15 protein-coding genes are annotated in these 14,692 nt (G+C 46.6%); 3 read left to right on the top strand and 12 right to left on the bottom strand.

The genetic code is table 11. From position 1 onward, the window contains the following. The first annotated feature begins 74 nt into the window (after nt 1-74). On the top strand, nt 75-2,258 hold the full coding sequence (locus tag JK130_RS05920) for a M3 family metallopeptidase (protein ID WP_218353328.1): 2,184 nt from the start codon (nt 75-77) through the stop codon (nt 2,256-2,258). 326 nt (nt 2,259-2,584) lie between these two features. Continuing rightward, nucleotides 2,585-4,504 carry a methyl-accepting chemotaxis protein gene (locus tag JK130_RS05915; protein WP_218353326.1) on the top strand — a complete coding sequence of 640 codons (1,920 nt, stop codon included), beginning with the start codon at nt 2,585-2,587 and terminating at the stop codon, nt 4,502-4,504. Between the two features lie 12 nt (nt 4,505-4,516). Here the strand turns inward: JK130_RS05915 and JK130_RS05910 are convergent, their stop codons facing one another. Then, nucleotides 4,517-5,389, bottom strand: a complete 873-nt coding sequence (locus JK130_RS05910; protein WP_218353324.1) for a hypothetical protein — start codon at nt 5,387-5,389, stop codon at nt 4,517-4,519. A gap of 230 nt (nt 5,390-5,619) precedes the next feature. Here JK130_RS05910 and JK130_RS05905 point away from each other — a divergent pair, with 230 nt between their 5' ends. After that, nucleotides 5,620-7,419: a cation:proton antiporter gene (locus JK130_RS05905; RefSeq protein WP_218353322.1), complete on the top strand. Its 1,800-nt coding sequence runs from the start codon at nt 5,620-5,622 to the stop codon at nt 7,417-7,419. Between the two features lie 209 nt (nt 7,420-7,628). Here JK130_RS05905 and waaA read toward each other — a convergent pair whose 3' ends face one another. The 11 genes from waaA to rplC all read right to left on the bottom strand — a co-directional run bounded on the left by waaA (nt 7,629) and on the right by rplC (nt 14,676). Beyond that, a complete protein-coding gene (gene waaA, locus JK130_RS05900; protein WP_343210983.1) occupies nt 7,629-8,939 on the bottom strand; it encodes a lipid IV(A) 3-deoxy-D-manno-octulosonic acid transferase in 1,311 nt (436 codons plus the stop codon). Nucleotides 8,940-10,069: 1,130 nt separating this feature from the next. After that, nucleotides 10,070-10,327: a 30S ribosomal protein S17 gene (rpsQ, locus tag JK130_RS05895; protein ID WP_218353320.1), complete on the bottom strand. Its 258-nt coding sequence runs from the start codon at nt 10,325-10,327 to the stop codon at nt 10,070-10,072. Next, entirely contained in the window at nt 10,327-10,518 is a 192-nt protein-coding gene (gene rpmC / locus JK130_RS05890) for a 50S ribosomal protein L29 (protein ID WP_218353319.1), read from the bottom strand. The genes rpsQ and rpmC overlap by 1 nt, the downstream gene beginning before the upstream one ends. Beyond that, nucleotides 10,518-10,931 (bottom strand): 50S ribosomal protein L16, encoded by a 414-nt coding sequence (gene rplP / locus JK130_RS05885; RefSeq protein WP_195810561.1) that lies wholly within the window; start codon nt 10,929-10,931, stop codon nt 10,518-10,520. The genes rpmC and rplP overlap by 1 nt, the downstream gene beginning before the upstream one ends. Before the next feature lie 2 nt (nt 10,932-10,933). Beyond that, complete coding sequence (gene rpsC / locus JK130_RS05880; protein WP_195810562.1) at nt 10,934-11,635, bottom strand: 30S ribosomal protein S3; 702 nt, start codon at nt 11,633-11,635, stop codon at nt 10,934-10,936. A gap of 9 nt (nt 11,636-11,644) precedes the next feature. After that, the gene (gene rplV / locus JK130_RS05875; protein ID WP_195810563.1) at nt 11,645-11,977 is read right to left on the bottom strand and encodes a 50S ribosomal protein L22; all 333 of its coding nucleotides are present in this window, start codon (nt 11,975-11,977) and stop codon (nt 11,645-11,647) included. 11 nt (nt 11,978-11,988) lie between these two features. Then, entirely contained in the window at nt 11,989-12,264 is a 276-nt protein-coding gene (gene rpsS, locus JK130_RS05870; protein ID WP_013785731.1) for a 30S ribosomal protein S19, read from the bottom strand. A 14-nt stretch (nt 12,265-12,278) separates the two neighbouring features. Then, nucleotides 12,279-13,103, bottom strand: a complete 825-nt coding sequence (rplB, locus tag JK130_RS05865) for a 50S ribosomal protein L2 (protein ID WP_218353318.1) — start codon at nt 13,101-13,103, stop codon at nt 12,279-12,281. A 14-nt stretch (nt 13,104-13,117) separates the two neighbouring features. Beyond that, nucleotides 13,118-13,417, bottom strand: a complete 300-nt coding sequence (gene rplW, locus JK130_RS05860) for a 50S ribosomal protein L23 (protein WP_218353317.1) — start codon at nt 13,415-13,417, stop codon at nt 13,118-13,120. Continuing rightward, nucleotides 13,414-14,019 (bottom strand): 50S ribosomal protein L4, encoded by a 606-nt coding sequence (gene rplD, locus JK130_RS05855; RefSeq protein WP_218353316.1) that lies wholly within the window; start codon nt 14,017-14,019, stop codon nt 13,414-13,416. Before rplD ends, rplW begins: the two co-directional genes overlap by 4 nt. Nucleotides 14,020-14,037: 18 nt before the next feature. Next, complete coding sequence (gene rplC, locus JK130_RS05850) at nt 14,038-14,676, bottom strand: 50S ribosomal protein L3 (protein WP_218353314.1); 639 nt, start codon at nt 14,674-14,676, stop codon at nt 14,038-14,040. Nucleotides 14,677-14,692: the final 16 nt, after the last annotated feature.

The following is a 14,692-nucleotide window of genomic DNA, read 5'->3' as shown; positions in this document are numbered from 1 at the left end:
AACGATTTACTTCTCGTTACTATCCACTAGTATGGATTTTGCTAACAAAATGATAACGATTGACAGGAACTACTATGCATAAATTTACTGCATCATTAACGGCCGCTGCGGTCGTTTTTGGTTTAGCTGGTTGCTCAGGCAATAGTGAAACAAAAACACTTTCAACTCAGACAGCCACCGACACCCAAACCCAGCAGTTTGAAAACCCGCTGCTTAAGCCTTATCAGGGGCCTTACAGCGGCGTACCTGCTTTTGAAAGCATGCAGCTGGCTGACCTGAAACCGGCCCTCGAAAAAGGGATGGAACTAAACCTGGCTGAAATTGAAAAAATTGCCAATAACCCCGAGCCGCCAACATTTCAAAATACCATTGTAGAAATGGAACGCGCCGGCGAAGTGTTAAGCCGTGTGTTTACTTATTACGGCATCTGGCGTTCGAACAAATCCAGCCCTGAGTTTCGTGAAATTCAAACTGAAATGTCACCCCGTCTATCGGCTTTTTTTACTAAAATAACTCAAAATAAAAAGCTGTTTGACCGGGTTAAAGCCGTTTACGAAAGCGATGAGCTTGAAACGTTAACACCTGAAGAACAGCGTATCACCTGGTTGACTTACAACAGCTTTGCTCATAACGGGGCAACGCTATCTGGGGACGCCAAAAAACGCTACGCTGATATCAACAACGAACTGGCAAAGCTCTATACAAAGTTCTCTTCCAATGTATTGGCTGATGAAGAAGACTATGTAACGTATATCGATAAGAGCCAACTGGATGGTCTGCCTGAGTCGTTTGTGAAAGCCGCTGCGGCTGCCGCTGCTGAACGTGGTAAAGAAGGCCAATACGCTATCACCAATACCCGCTCTTCGATGGATCCGTTTTTAACCTATTCCACCAACCGCGAATTGCGCGAACAGGTGTGGCGCACCTATTACAACCGCGGCGACAATGGCGACGCGGAGGATAACAATGCCATTATCAAACAAATTCTGGAGCTACGTGACGAACGTGTAGAATTGTTGGGGTATGAAAACTATGCCCAATGGCGCTTAGAAGATCGTATGGCTAAAAACCCTGAAAACGCCATGGACTTAATGATGAAAGTCTGGCCTGCGGCCATAGCCCGGGTAGAAGATGAAGTGGCTGACATGCAGGCTATCGCCGACAAAGAAGGCGCTGACATTACGATCAAACCCTGGGATTATCGCTATTACGCTGAAAAAGTACGTAAAGCTAAATACGACCTGGACTCAAACGAGGTTAAACAATACCTACAGCTAGGTAAACTTCGTGAAGCAATGTTTTATGTTGCCGGCCGGTTATTCAACTTTGAGTTTGAGCCAGTTGCTGAAGGCAAAGTGCCGGTATTCCACCCAGATGTTAAAGTATGGGAAGTAACCGATAAAACCACTGGCGAACACATTGGTTTGTGGTATTTAGACCCGTTTGCCCGTAAAGGCAAGCGTTCAGGTGCCTGGGCAACCACCTATCGGAACTTCACTACCTTTGATGGTAAAGAAACGGTACTGTCGTCAAACAACTCAAACTTTGTTAAAGGGGCCGAAGGCGAACCCACGTTGATTTCCTGGGATGACGCTGAAACTTATTTTCACGAATTTGGACACGCCCTGCACTTTTTGTCCGCAGATGTGGTTTACCCCTCCTCACATTCAGGCGTACGTGATTACACCGAGTTTCAGTCGCAGTTACTTGAGCGCTGGTTAACTACCGATGAAGTGATTAACAACTACCTGGTGCACTATCAGACCGGCGAGCCTATTCCTGCTGAACTGGTTGAAAAAATCAAGCGGGCAGCCACCTTCAATGAAGGCTTTAAGACCACAGAGTATATGGCCTCTGCCATTATGGATTTGAAGTATCATACTACCGATCCTGAAAATATTGACCCGGACAGTTTTGAAAAAGAAGAACTGAAAAAACTGGATATGCCAGAAGAAATTGTGATGCGCCATCGCAGTCCACAGTTTGGTCACGTTTTCTCAGGCGAAGGTTATGCAGCCGCGTATTACGGCTATATGTGGGCTGAAGTGCTAACCGCTGATGCCGCTGAAGCATTTGTTGAAGCCCCGGGCGGTTTTTATGACGAAGAAGTTGCTGATAAGTTGGTAAAATATTTGTTCTCGGTTCGTAATGCGATGGAGCCAGCCGAAGCGTATCGTAAATTCCGTGGCCGTGAAGCTAAAGTTGATGCATTAATGCGCGACCGTGGTTTTCCCCTTCCGGAAGAACAAAAGCAGTAAATTTCAGACCTTGTAAACCAGGGCCTTGTTAGTGTCTTTGACAAGGCCTTTTTACTATCCTCAGGTAGCAATCTGCATACCTAAAATTTGGCTACATCCTCGTTGTAACTGGCTATACTGACAGGGCTAATCCGGAACCTTTTCCTCATCTCTTGGACAGGTCGCTAGCATCATAAAAACTGCGAATATCTTGCAGTATCTGTTAACAGACCTCACACCTTACCAGCATTCCAGCGTATGACTCGGTGCAAACTTCTGGGCAAACAGTGGCGGGGTTTTTATATAGATTTTATCCACACCAGAATGGTAGTTATCTCAGGCAAAATATGAATATCAGTGCATTAAGTATTAAGCAAAAGCTCATTGCTATTTTGATGGTGGCGGTCTTATTGTCTACCGCGTTAGTGGGGCTTCTCAGCCAATATATTACCCGCGATTTATTACGTACCAACGTTGAGCAGACTCAATTACCCAGTATTGTTAAACAGCTGGGTAATCGTATAGATAAAGAAGCCACTATGATGACTACGGTCGCCCACGCGATTGCCACGAATCCCGATATTATAGCGTGGTCAGCGGCCGGAGCCGATGCCGCCGGTGAGTCAAAAGTCGTTGGTTATTTGAATCAGCTGGCACAACATAATGATTTAGCTGCAGCTTCGTATGCCGACCGTAAGACCTTTAAATACTGGAACCAGGATGGCTTTTTACGCACCCTGCAAAATGATAAACGCGATGGATGGTTTTTCGCCTACAAAGACAGCAATAACCCCGTCTCACTGAGTCTGTATAACGAGCCTGGAGTTGGCTACCGGCTTTATGCAAATTATCAGCAATTGCAAGGACGCGGAATGTCAGGAGTTGCTAAAACAGTTGATGAGTTAGTCAACATTTTAAACAATGTACATATTGCTGACTCTGGACTGGTGTATCTTACCGACAAACAAGGCAATATTATTGCTCATCCTGATCCTGACGTAGTGGGCAAAGCCACGCTTGCCCGCTTTAGCTCGCCCGAAGTCGCTAACACACTGCTTAACACCAACGACTTTAATCTGGCACAGCATACTGCAAAAGACGCACAGTATATTCTGGCGAGCTCTTTTGTCCCGAGCGCTAACTGGTACGTTGTTGCACAAGTACCAGAGACTGAACTTTATACTGGTTTAAACAGTGCCATGCGCCAACTCATATTCTGGGCTATTGCGATAGCCGTCGTATTTGCAGGTCTTGGGGTACTACTAGCCGGTTCTATTACCCGCCCTATCGAACAGTTATCTGCAACGTTTGCCAAACTGGGACGTGGCGAAGGGGATTTGACCACACGGTTACCTCCCCCCGCACAACAAGAAATGCGTCAGTTGGTTGAGGGGTTCAACCGGTTTGTCAGCTCTCTGCACACGACTATTGTCGCTGTGGCTGAAACGTCTAAGCAATTACGCGACTCTGCCGCCGGAGTGGCTGAGCGTTCGAAAGTGACAGAGCAAAATAGCATCGCTCAGCGCGACCGAACCAGGCAGGTTGCCGCTGCGCTAACCCAAATGGGCAGTTCGGTCGCGGAAATAGCCCACTGGGCCAGGCAGGCGGCCACCGATGCGCACAGTTCCACCGCCACAACTTTACAGGGCCGTGAACAAACAAGCAGTGCGGTGACCGCCATTAATGTTCTGGCGTCTCATGTTGAAAGCGTGTCGGGCACTATTGGTTCATTAGATGACCATACCTCTGCCATAGGCGGTATTTTAGATACTATTCGTAGTATTTCTGAACAAACCAATTTATTGGCCTTAAACGCGGCGATAGAAGCAGCTCGAGCCGGCGAGCACGGCCGCGGGTTTTCAGTGGTAGCCGATGAAGTGCGTACCCTGGCTCAGCGTGCAGCCAGTGCTACCGATGAAATTCAGGACAAAATCGACAGTTTTCGCCAAGACTCGGTTCAGGCGGTTAGCCAAATGCAGGCCAGTCGCGAGCAAACCGACCTGGTGGTATCGGCGGCGAACGAAATAGACTCACTGTTACAACAAATTTCGCAAGGCATTACCCGTATTAATGATATGAACACGCAGGTGGCAGCAGCAACTCAGCAGCAACACCAGGTGGTAGAGGATATTAATCACAATATCAGCGATATAAGTGTCAATAGTGATGAAAACCTGTCTACCGCCAGTGGTTTGGTAAAAGTGTCTGAGCAATTAGACCTTTTAGCCAGCGAGCTGACCGGTCAGGTCGGAAAGTTTCGCTACTAAGCTCACTGTGTATTATTGAGACAGCTGCACCACCCCAAGACGCGCCGAGTCAAGCGGCGTGCTTTCTTGTGTTAGCCAAATGTGCGAGGCATCTTTAACACACACGCCCTCTACCTGAGCAAACTGGTCAAGCCTGGCCACGCCCTCTATTGTAAAGTCAGGCGTTACCACCGCGACAAATGCTTCAAATAAGCCAATAGGACTGGGTTCATACCCCACCAAAACATAGCGCTGGTTCGCGACATCCCAGTCAGCGCCGGTAACTAACCCAGGCAAGCCCTCAATATGGGCAACAGGCTCTACCGTCTGATTTTTGTTGTCTTTTGCTATGCGGTACACCTTCACTTTTTCCGTGGCCCAGCTTTTGGAAAACAACAGTAAATGATCATCACGGCTCACTAAAGCTTCAGCATCATAATCATGGGCGTAAGGACGATTTTGCCCAGGGACATTGCCCGTATAAGTTATCTTTAAGGTTTGCTGCTTTTTGAAATTACTGCGTGAAACCTGCTGAATATAAACGTAGGGCCGCTGGCCGCGGTTATTACCGACATCCCCAATATAAAAGAATTCATCATCGGCGGTGACGGCTTCAAAATCATGGTTATCAAAACTAAGCAGTTGATGATGTTGAATATGACCCTTTGCATCAATACGATATAACGCAGCTTTATTGCCAGAATCGTTCAGCGTAATTGCAGTATCAGCGGTACAGACCAATCCGGAAGTTTCGTTTAATTGAGACTCAAGCCGGTGACTTTCTATTACCTGCGCCGACAGTTGAGAAAAAGAATCTGATGCGCTACATGCGGGTAATGCTAAAATAGTAACTATCACAATCAGTCGATAAAACCACGGCGCGGTTTTATTGTGCATTTGTGTCATATTGTTTGTGTCCTTGCTTACCTAAACCCTGATACCAAACAGTCTAATAGGTGTTTTGACCGATACAAGACTAAATTATTGTAAAACAGCAGCATTTTGTATTAGCTGAATCATATGAATTGTCATCCGTCTGATACTTTGTTCAGTATTAAGACGCAGACGAAAATAAAAATAAGCCGTAGTCAATCTCGATACTAACGGCCGGCTTCAATGTATAAGGAAAATATGCCTTGTCCGATCCCCTCATAAGCTTAGTAGGTGTAGGCCTGCTATCTATTGCCTGTCAGTTTCTGGCTTACAAAATACGTTTACCTGCCATTCTGCCACTGTTAGTTGTCGGTATTCTTGTGGGTCCGGTACTGGGACTACTCAATGCCGATGACCTTTTTGGCGATCTGTTCTTTCCGGTCGTATCATTGTCAGTGGCCATTATTTTGTTTGAAGGTTCACTCACACTTAAGCTCAGTGATATTCGTGGCCACGGCAATATGGTGCGAAACCTGTGTAGTGTCGGAGTACTGGTAACCTGGATAGTTGCTGCAGTGGTATCTCGTTATGCCTTAGACCTCTCGTGGCAGTTGGCGTTTTTGTTTGGGGCAATTGTAACGGTGACCGGGCCTACGGTTATTGTACCCATGATTCGAACCGTGCGTCCCAAAACCAATACCGCCAATATTTTGCGTTGGGAAGGGATCATCATAGACCCTATCGGCGCTTTGCTGGCGGTGCTGGTGTATGAATATATTGTTGCTTCGCAATCTGAAGCCGTCATGCATACTTTGTTTATCTTTGGTAAAACCATTGGTATTGGCGTGGGTCTTGGGGTATTGGGCGGCTATGCACTTGGCGTTTGTTTACGTAAAAAGTGGATCCCTCATTACTTACAAAATACCGCAGTACTTACCATTATGTTGGGCGTATTCGCCGCCTCTAATTATGTTGCTCATGAATCTGGCCTATTAGCCGTTACCATTTTAGGAATGGTATTGGCCAATATGAAAGATGTCGAAGTTGAGGATATTTTAGAATTTAAAGAGACGTTGAGTGTACTGTTAATCTCGGGGTTGTTTATTTTGTTGGCTTCGCGACTTCAACTAGATGCCATTACCGGCCTTGGGGCCGGGGCCATCATTGTACTGGTTTCTATTATGTTTGTGGCGCGCCCCTTGTCGGTAGCGATTTCGGCCATAGGCACAGACCTCAACTGGCGAGAATTAGCATTGTTAAGCTGGATAGCGCCGCGGGGGATAGTGGCGGCAGCGGTATCGGCTCTTTTTTCGATTAAGCTTGAAGAAATTGGATTTGAAGGGGCCGGTATTATTGTACCTATAGTGTTCCTGGTCATTATTACTACAGTGGTAATTCAGAGCTTAACAGCCAAACCGGTCGCTCAAATGTTGAAAATGCGTGCGCCACCCCCTAATGGCTTTTTGATATTTGGCGGTAGTAAGTTCAACCGTATGTTAGCCGAAGAAATGCAAAACCAGGAAATTCCTGTGGTTATTGCCGATACTAACTGGGATGCAATTAAAGTGACCCGGATGCAGGAGACCCCTGCTTATTTTGGCAATCCTGCGTCAGATCACGCCGCTCGACATATGGACATGAGTCGCATAGGAACGGTCTTGGTTATGTCACCCTACAAACAGCTTAACCCGCTTATCTCTTATCATTTCGAGTATACGTTGGGTAAAGACAAGGTATGGGGGCTGACCAACAACGAGCAATCCACTCGTGCCAGCCATCAGGTTGGAAAACACTATGCGAACCGCATGACACTGTTTGATGAAGGGGTAACTTATGGTTACCTGGCGAATTCTGTAGGTCAGGGATCGGTAATTAAAACCACAAGGTTAACTGACGAGTTTTCCTATGACGATTATCTGGAAACGTATGGAGGTCGGGTAACGCCGCTGATAGCGATTGACCCTTCTAATAAAACGCATGTGGTATTGTTTGGACAAGAAATTAAAGCACAGGCAAACTGGCGTTTAATAAGTCTGATAAGACCCGAAGATAAGGCCGTCTAGAAAAAATGCACTCTGTCGTAATAAGGACAGAGTGCAACCTCCCTTTAACTAACGACAGTTTAGCGCCAGCAATCGCCAACATATTGTTATTTTTTTTGCTTACTACGTCGTTCAATCTGATACTAACAAACTCGCCAAACAGGTGAATTAGACTTTAGGTGTGAATCAGCCTAAGGCTATGCTGTTATCACTCAGCTTTATCAATGTTGCTAGCCCTTAGATGTAAGGGAGTTGCTTATACATAAGAGGGTTTTGTCTAATGCGCCCTTATTCTCCTGCAATACCTGATATCCGGCATGACCGGCCGCCTGGGCCAACGAATGATTTGCCAGCCACAAAGATAAAACATCCGACAACTCTGCTTGGTCTCGGGCCAGTTTTAAAGCGCCGTTTTGCTCAAGGTACTCGCATATAACCGGGTTATTATACCTGTGGGGGCCCATAATTACCGGCTTAGACAACGCCGCTGGCTCTAAGGCATTATGGCCCCCACGATTAGCTAGCGACCCACCGACAAAGGCAATATCCGCTTGCTGGTAAGCCTGATTCAAAAGACCCATTTGGTCAAGCAAAACGACCTCACAGTCTGCTTCTATATTACGGGTTTCGCTGGTCTTCACGTATGAAATCTCACGCTCGGCAAGAAGGTTAGCGACTACACTAAAGCGCTCAGGGTGCCGAGGTACCAAAACCAGCAATACCTGTGGAAAGTGTGGACGCAGTTCATTAACCGCATTGAGCAATATTAGTTCTTCAGGATCGTGAGTGCTGCCGGCAACGATTATTGGGCGTTCAGAGTTAAGCGTCAAAAGCGCATTGTCTGTGGTATTGGCCACGGCCTGATCAAACTTTATATTATTCGTGAGTATCAACTTTTCAACAGGCATACCTAACCTGAGATAATTGTCATAATCACGCTGCCCCTGCGCACAGACATAGGCTAATTTTTGCAACATTGGTGAGAATAAGGCAGATATTTTTTGATAGCGTCGGGCTGAGCGGTCGGTCATTCGAGCGTTGATAAGCACTACCGGAATGGCTTTTTGCCAACAGCGATGCAGCATATTTGGCCATAATTCTACCTCAGTAATAACGACCGCTTTAGGCTTAATACGCTCCAACAGTCGCCGCATTGCGTCTGCCGAGTCAAACGGTAAATAGCTGTGCTGTACCTTATCGCCGTAAATTGTTCTTACCCGCTCGGCGCCCGTGGTGGTGGTGGTGGTTAAAGTAATAGGGGTGTGAGGTTCATGCGCCAACAGTTTGTTTATAACACAGGACGCTGCGACAACCTCTCCTACCGAAACACAGTGAAATAAATACCCCCCGGTACGCCTGGGCTTTTGTACGACACCAAAACGCTGAGCTAATTGCGCGCGGCTTGACAATAGCGTATCGGTATTACGCCTGAAAAGTTTTATTATTGCGAAAGGGATCACCAACCACACCAAGACTGAATATACTCCACGCATTATTTTTTGAGATAAGGTAGGGGTAAAACGTGGGGGTGGTCTGCTCACAAATATCCTTATGAAACGGCTGCTTCGGCCTGTTTATTTTGAAGCTGATAAGTAGCTGCTGATAAAATTAAAATTATTTTCGTTATCAGGCAATAAGTCTGTCGCGAAAGAGTAGTCATTGTAATGACACAATCAATAGCGTCCAGCGCTATATGAGCCGCCGTAAAAAAAAGATCCCTAAATAACAGAATGACTAGAGGCTACAGTACATTGTTGCCCTAAGCTTTAGCGCTATAGTTTCACATTGTTATATAAGCAAGCCCAGCTTAGCCTACTGGACATGCATTAGTCGCCTGTTTGCGGCCTTCTGCAAGCTATTTAAGAACAAGCCCAATAGTGGTGAATTTGCGTATTGTGGTCTGAATACAGATAAATCTGAAAAGATTTTTATAGCATGGATTGGACACCCACGGTTTTGCAATTGGACACCCACTTTTATCTGTCACCTACAGATATCTTTGCAAACCTAAAGACAGCCAACAAGGGCTAAACGTGGATTGGAAACGTGGGTTGGACACCCACCGTTTTTCGACTGAACACCCACTTCTTAGCTGCCATCAACAGTAACCCGGACACACACATCGGTGGCCTGTTTTTAGGCGTTCTGCAAGCTATTTAAGAACAAGCCCAATAGCGGTGAATTTGCGTATCGTGGTCTGAAAGCATTCATGGATTGGACACCCACGGTTTTGCAGTTGGACACCCACTTTTAACTGTCACCTACAGATATTTTTGAAAACATAAAGACAGCCAACAAGGGCTAAACGTGGATTGGAACGTGGATTGGACACCCACCGTTTTTCAGTTGGACACACACATCAGAGGCCTGTTTTTAGGCGTTCTGCAAGCTATTTAAGAACAAGCCCAATAGCGGTGAATTTGCGTATCGTGGTCTGAATACAGATATCTTTGAAAAACAAAGACAGCCAACAAGGGCCACAATAATGGCTTATTGTTTGATAATAAATTTAACGAATTGAAAGATAAGAAACCGTCGTTTTGGTCTGGGGGCGGGAATATTTTTTGTTAGATTCAGAAGATGTGAGGATTCATAGCCATTACTAGCACAAAGCTTCAGACACAAAAAAGCCGCTCCAGAAGGAGCGGCTTTTTTAAGAAAGAGTTAGTGTTTACACACCAGCTTTTTCTACAACGTTAACCAATGCCCAAGTTTTGTTCTTAGACAAAGGACGACATTCGCGAATACTCACAAGATCGCCCTGGTTACATACATTGTCTTCGTCGTGAGCGTGCAACTTAGTAGAACGCTTCATAAACTTCCCGTAGATAGGATGTTTAACGAATCGCTCAACCACAACTGTGATGGTTTTATCCATTTTGTTGCTAACCACACGACCTTGAACTGTACGAATATTTTTTTCAGTCATTACGCATCAGCCTTTTGAGTCAGAATGGTTTTAACACGCGCGATGGTACGACGCACTTTTTTCAACTGATCAGATTTTTCAAGCTGACCGGTCGAGTGCTGCATGCGCAGATTGAACTGTTCGCGTAGCAGGTTTAATAACTCTGCATTCAGCTCTTCTACGCTTTTGTCTTTCAGTTCAGTCGCTTTCATTACATCACCGTCCGAGTTACAAAGGTTGTTTTAAATGGCAGTTTTGCCGCTGCCAGTTCAAACGCCTCGCGTGCCAGAGCTTCAGGAACACCTTCCATCTCATAAAGAACACGGCCAGGTTGAATCTGGCATACCCAGTACTCAACGTTACCTTTACCTTTACCTTGACGAACCTCAAGAGGCTTCTCAGTAATTGGCTTGTCAGGGAAAACCCGAATCCAGATTTTACCTTGACGCTTAACGTGACGAGTCATAGCACGACGCGCTGCTTCGATTTGGCGCGCAGTCATACGACCACGACCAACTGCTTTCAGGCCATAGGTACCGAAGCTTACTTTGCTACCAGCAACAGCAAGACCACGGTTACGACCTTTATGCTGTTTACGAAATTTCGTACGCTTAGGTTGTAACATGATTAGCCCTCTCGCTTAGCGCTGCGGCCTTTCTTCTTAGGTTGAGCAGGAGGCTGCTCTTGGTTTGTAGGCAGACCGCCCAGAACCTCACCTTTGAAGATCCATACTTTAACGCCGATGATACCGTAAGTAGTCGCTGCTTCAGATGTTGCATAGTCGATGTCTGCACGGAATGTGTGCAGAGGAACACGACCTTCACGGTACCATTCAGTACGGGCAATCTCTGCACCGCCTAAACGACCGCTAACTTCTACTTTGATACCTTTAGCACCAAGGCGCATTGCATTTTGTACCGCACGCTTCATAGCACGACGGAACATTACACGACGCTCAAGCTGGCTTGAGATGCTATCAGCAACTAGCTGACCATCAAGCTCAGGCTTGCGTACTTCAGCAATGTTAATCTGAGCAGGCACGCCGGCCAGCTTAGATACATGGTTACGCAGCTTTTCTACGTCTTCACCTTTTTTACCGATAACAACACCCGGACGAGCAGTGTGAATTGTCACACGGATGCTCTTCGCTGGACGCTCGATAACGATTTTTGACAGTGAAGCGTTTTTCAGTTTCTTTGTCAGGTACTGACGTACCAAATGATCGTTGTACAGGTTATCTGCATAATCTGCGGTATTAGCGTACCAGGTAGAAGTCCATGGTTTGCTGATACCCAGGCGTATACCTGTAGGATGTACCTTCTGTCCCATTATCTACTCCTAGTTATCCGCTACAACCACAGTGATGTGACTGCTGCGTTTAAAGATACGGTCAGCCCGGCCTTTGGCGCGTGGCTTGATACGTTTCATTGTTGGACCTTCGTCAACAAAAATCTTTGCAACGCGCAGTTCATCAATGTCAGCACCTTCGTTATGCTCTGCGTTAGCAACAGCAGACTCTAGTACCTTCTTGACAAGCGCAGCGCTTTTCTTAGGGCTGTATGTTAAAAGCTCAAGTGCTTTTTCGACATGCATCCCGCGAACTTGATCCGCAACCAAGCGTGCTTTTTGAGCAGACGTGCGGGCAAAACGGTGTTTAGCTAATGCTTCCATCTTCCTACCCCTTAACGTTTGCTTTTCTTATCCGCGACATGGCCGCGGTAAGTACGCGTTGGCGCAAATTCGCCCAACTTATGGCCGACCATTTCATCGCTGATGATGACTGGAACGTGCTGGCGACCGTTATGGACCGCAATGGTCAACCCAATCATATCTGGGATGATCATAGAACGGCGTGACCAGGTTTTAATTGGTTTACGCTCGTTCTTTTCCACTGCAGCCTCTACCTTCTTCAGCAAGTGAAGGTCGATAAATGGACCTTTCTTGAGAGAACGTGGCATGGTGAATCCTCGCTTTATTTGTTACGACGACGTACGATAAGTTTATCAGTACGCTTGTTGCTTCGGGTCTTCTTACCTTTAGTAGGAGTACCCCAAGGTGATACTGGGTGACGGCCACCCGATGTACGTCCTTCACCACCACCGTGTGGGTGGTCAACCGGGTTCATGGCAACACCACGAACGGTAGGACGAACACCACGCCAGCGGCTTGCGCCTGCTTTACCCAGTGAACGTAGCATATGCTCTGCATTACCCACTTCACCAATGGTGGCGCGGCAATCAGACAATACTTTACGCACTTCGCCAGAACGCAGACGCAATGTAACGTAGTTTCCGTCACGGGCCAGGATCTGAGCGTAAGCACCAGCAGAACGTGCAATTTGTGCACCCTTGCCAGGCTTCATTTCAATAGCGTGTACAACCGAACCTACTGGAACATTGCGCATTGGCAAAGTATTACCAGCTTTAATAGGCGACTGAGTACCAGATTGAATCTGGTCACCAGACTTCATGCCTTTAGGTGCAAGGATGTAACGACGCTCACCGTCTGCGTACAAAATTAACGCAATGTTTGCAGAACGGTTTGGATCATATTCTAAACGCTCAACTGTACCGACAATGCCGTCTTTGTTGCGTTTAAAGTCAATCAGGCGGTAGTGATGTTTATGACCACCACCCACGTGACGTACTGTAATACGACCATTGTTGTTACGACCGCCAGACTTGCTGTTTTTTTCCAGCAGGGGTGCATAAGGTGCACCTTTGTGAAGGTCGTGGTTAACAACCTTAACAACGTGACGACGACCGGCAGAAGTTGGCTTAGCTTTCATTAATGGCATTTCTAATCCCCTTCTTACTCAGCGCCACCGACAAAGTCGATGTCCTGACCTTCTTTAAGCGAAACATACGCTTTTTTCCAGTCGCTGCGTTTACCGAAAGACGAACCGTGACGTTTAGATTTACCCTTAACGTTCACAGTGCGAACACCTTCAACTTCAACTTCAAACAGCTTTTGTACGGCTGCTTTCACTTCAGCTTTAGTCGCGTCTTTCGCTACCTTAAATACAACTGTGTTGCCTGATTCAGCAGCCAGAGTCGATTTTTCCGATACGTGAGGTGCTACAAGCACCTTTAGTAGACGTTCTTCGTTCATGCTAACGACTCCTCAAGCTGTTTCACTGCATCTGCAGTGATAAGCACTTTTTCAAATGCAATCAGACTTACCGGGTCGATACCAGCTACATCACGAACGTCAACCTTGTATAGGTTACGTGCGGCCAAAAATAGATTTTCTTCTACTTCTGACGTTACGATTAGAACATCTTTCAGTTCTAGTTCGTTTAGCTTGCCAACAAGGGCTTTAGTTTTAGGTGTATCAACACCGAACTTTTCTACCACTACCATACGATCCTGACGAATCAGTTCTGATAGGATGCTTTTGATCGCACCACGGTACATTTTCTTGTTAACTTTTTGCTCGTGATCACGAGGCTTAGCAGCAAACGCACGGCCACCACCAACCCAAATTGGGCTGCGGATAGTACCAGCACGCGCACGGCCAGTACCTTTTTGACGCCATGGTTTCTTACCACCACCGCGAACTTCAGCACGTGTTTTTTGTGCTTTTGTACCCTGACGAGCGCCGGCGCCGTATGCAACAACTACCTGGTGTACCAGGGCTTCGTTGAATTCACGTCCAAAGGTCGCTTCGGATACTTCAAGAGCGCTCTGCGCGTCTTTCAATGTTAATTCCATCAGTTCACTCCCCAGACGTTACGCTTTAACAGCAGGCTTGACGATAACATCGCCGCCCGTTGCGCCAGGTACGGCACCTTTAACCAAGATAAGGTTATTTTCTACGTCTACACGTACCACTTCCAAAGACTGCGTAGTCACTTTCTTGTTACCAAGCTGACCTGCCATTTTTTTGCCTTTGAAAACTTTACCAGGTGATTGGTTTTGACCAATCGAACCAGGTGCACGGTGAGACAAAGAGTTACCGTGAGTTGCACGTTGCGCTGTAAAGTTCCAACGCTTAATTGCACCCGCGAAACCTTTACCCTTTGAGGTGCCAGTCACATCAATCTTTTTGGTGTCGTTGAAGATTTCAACAGTGATTTCACTGCCCACTTCAATTTCGCCACCTTCGTTTTCTTCAAGGCGGAACTCCACCAGAGAACGACCTGCTTCAACACCGGCTTTAGCAAAATGACCTGCTGCAGCTTTGTTGACACGGTTCGCTTTCTTGGTTCCAGCTGTAACCTGAAGAGCGCGATAACCGTCGGTTTCATCAGTGCGTAACTGAGTAACACGGTTCGGGGTCGCTTCAATAACAGTCACAGGGATAGACGTACCATCTTCAGTGAAGACGCGAGTCATGCCCACTTTACGACCGACTAGACCAATCGCCATTGTTATAACCCTCTCT

It is taken from the genome of Alteromonas lipotrueiana (assembly GCF_019249245.1).
Classification (GTDB): domain Bacteria; phylum Pseudomonadota; class Gammaproteobacteria; order Enterobacterales; family Alteromonadaceae; genus Alteromonas; species Alteromonas lipotrueiana.
Note: the sequence above shows the minus strand (reverse complement) of the source record. Positions and strands in the feature narration are given on the sequence as shown.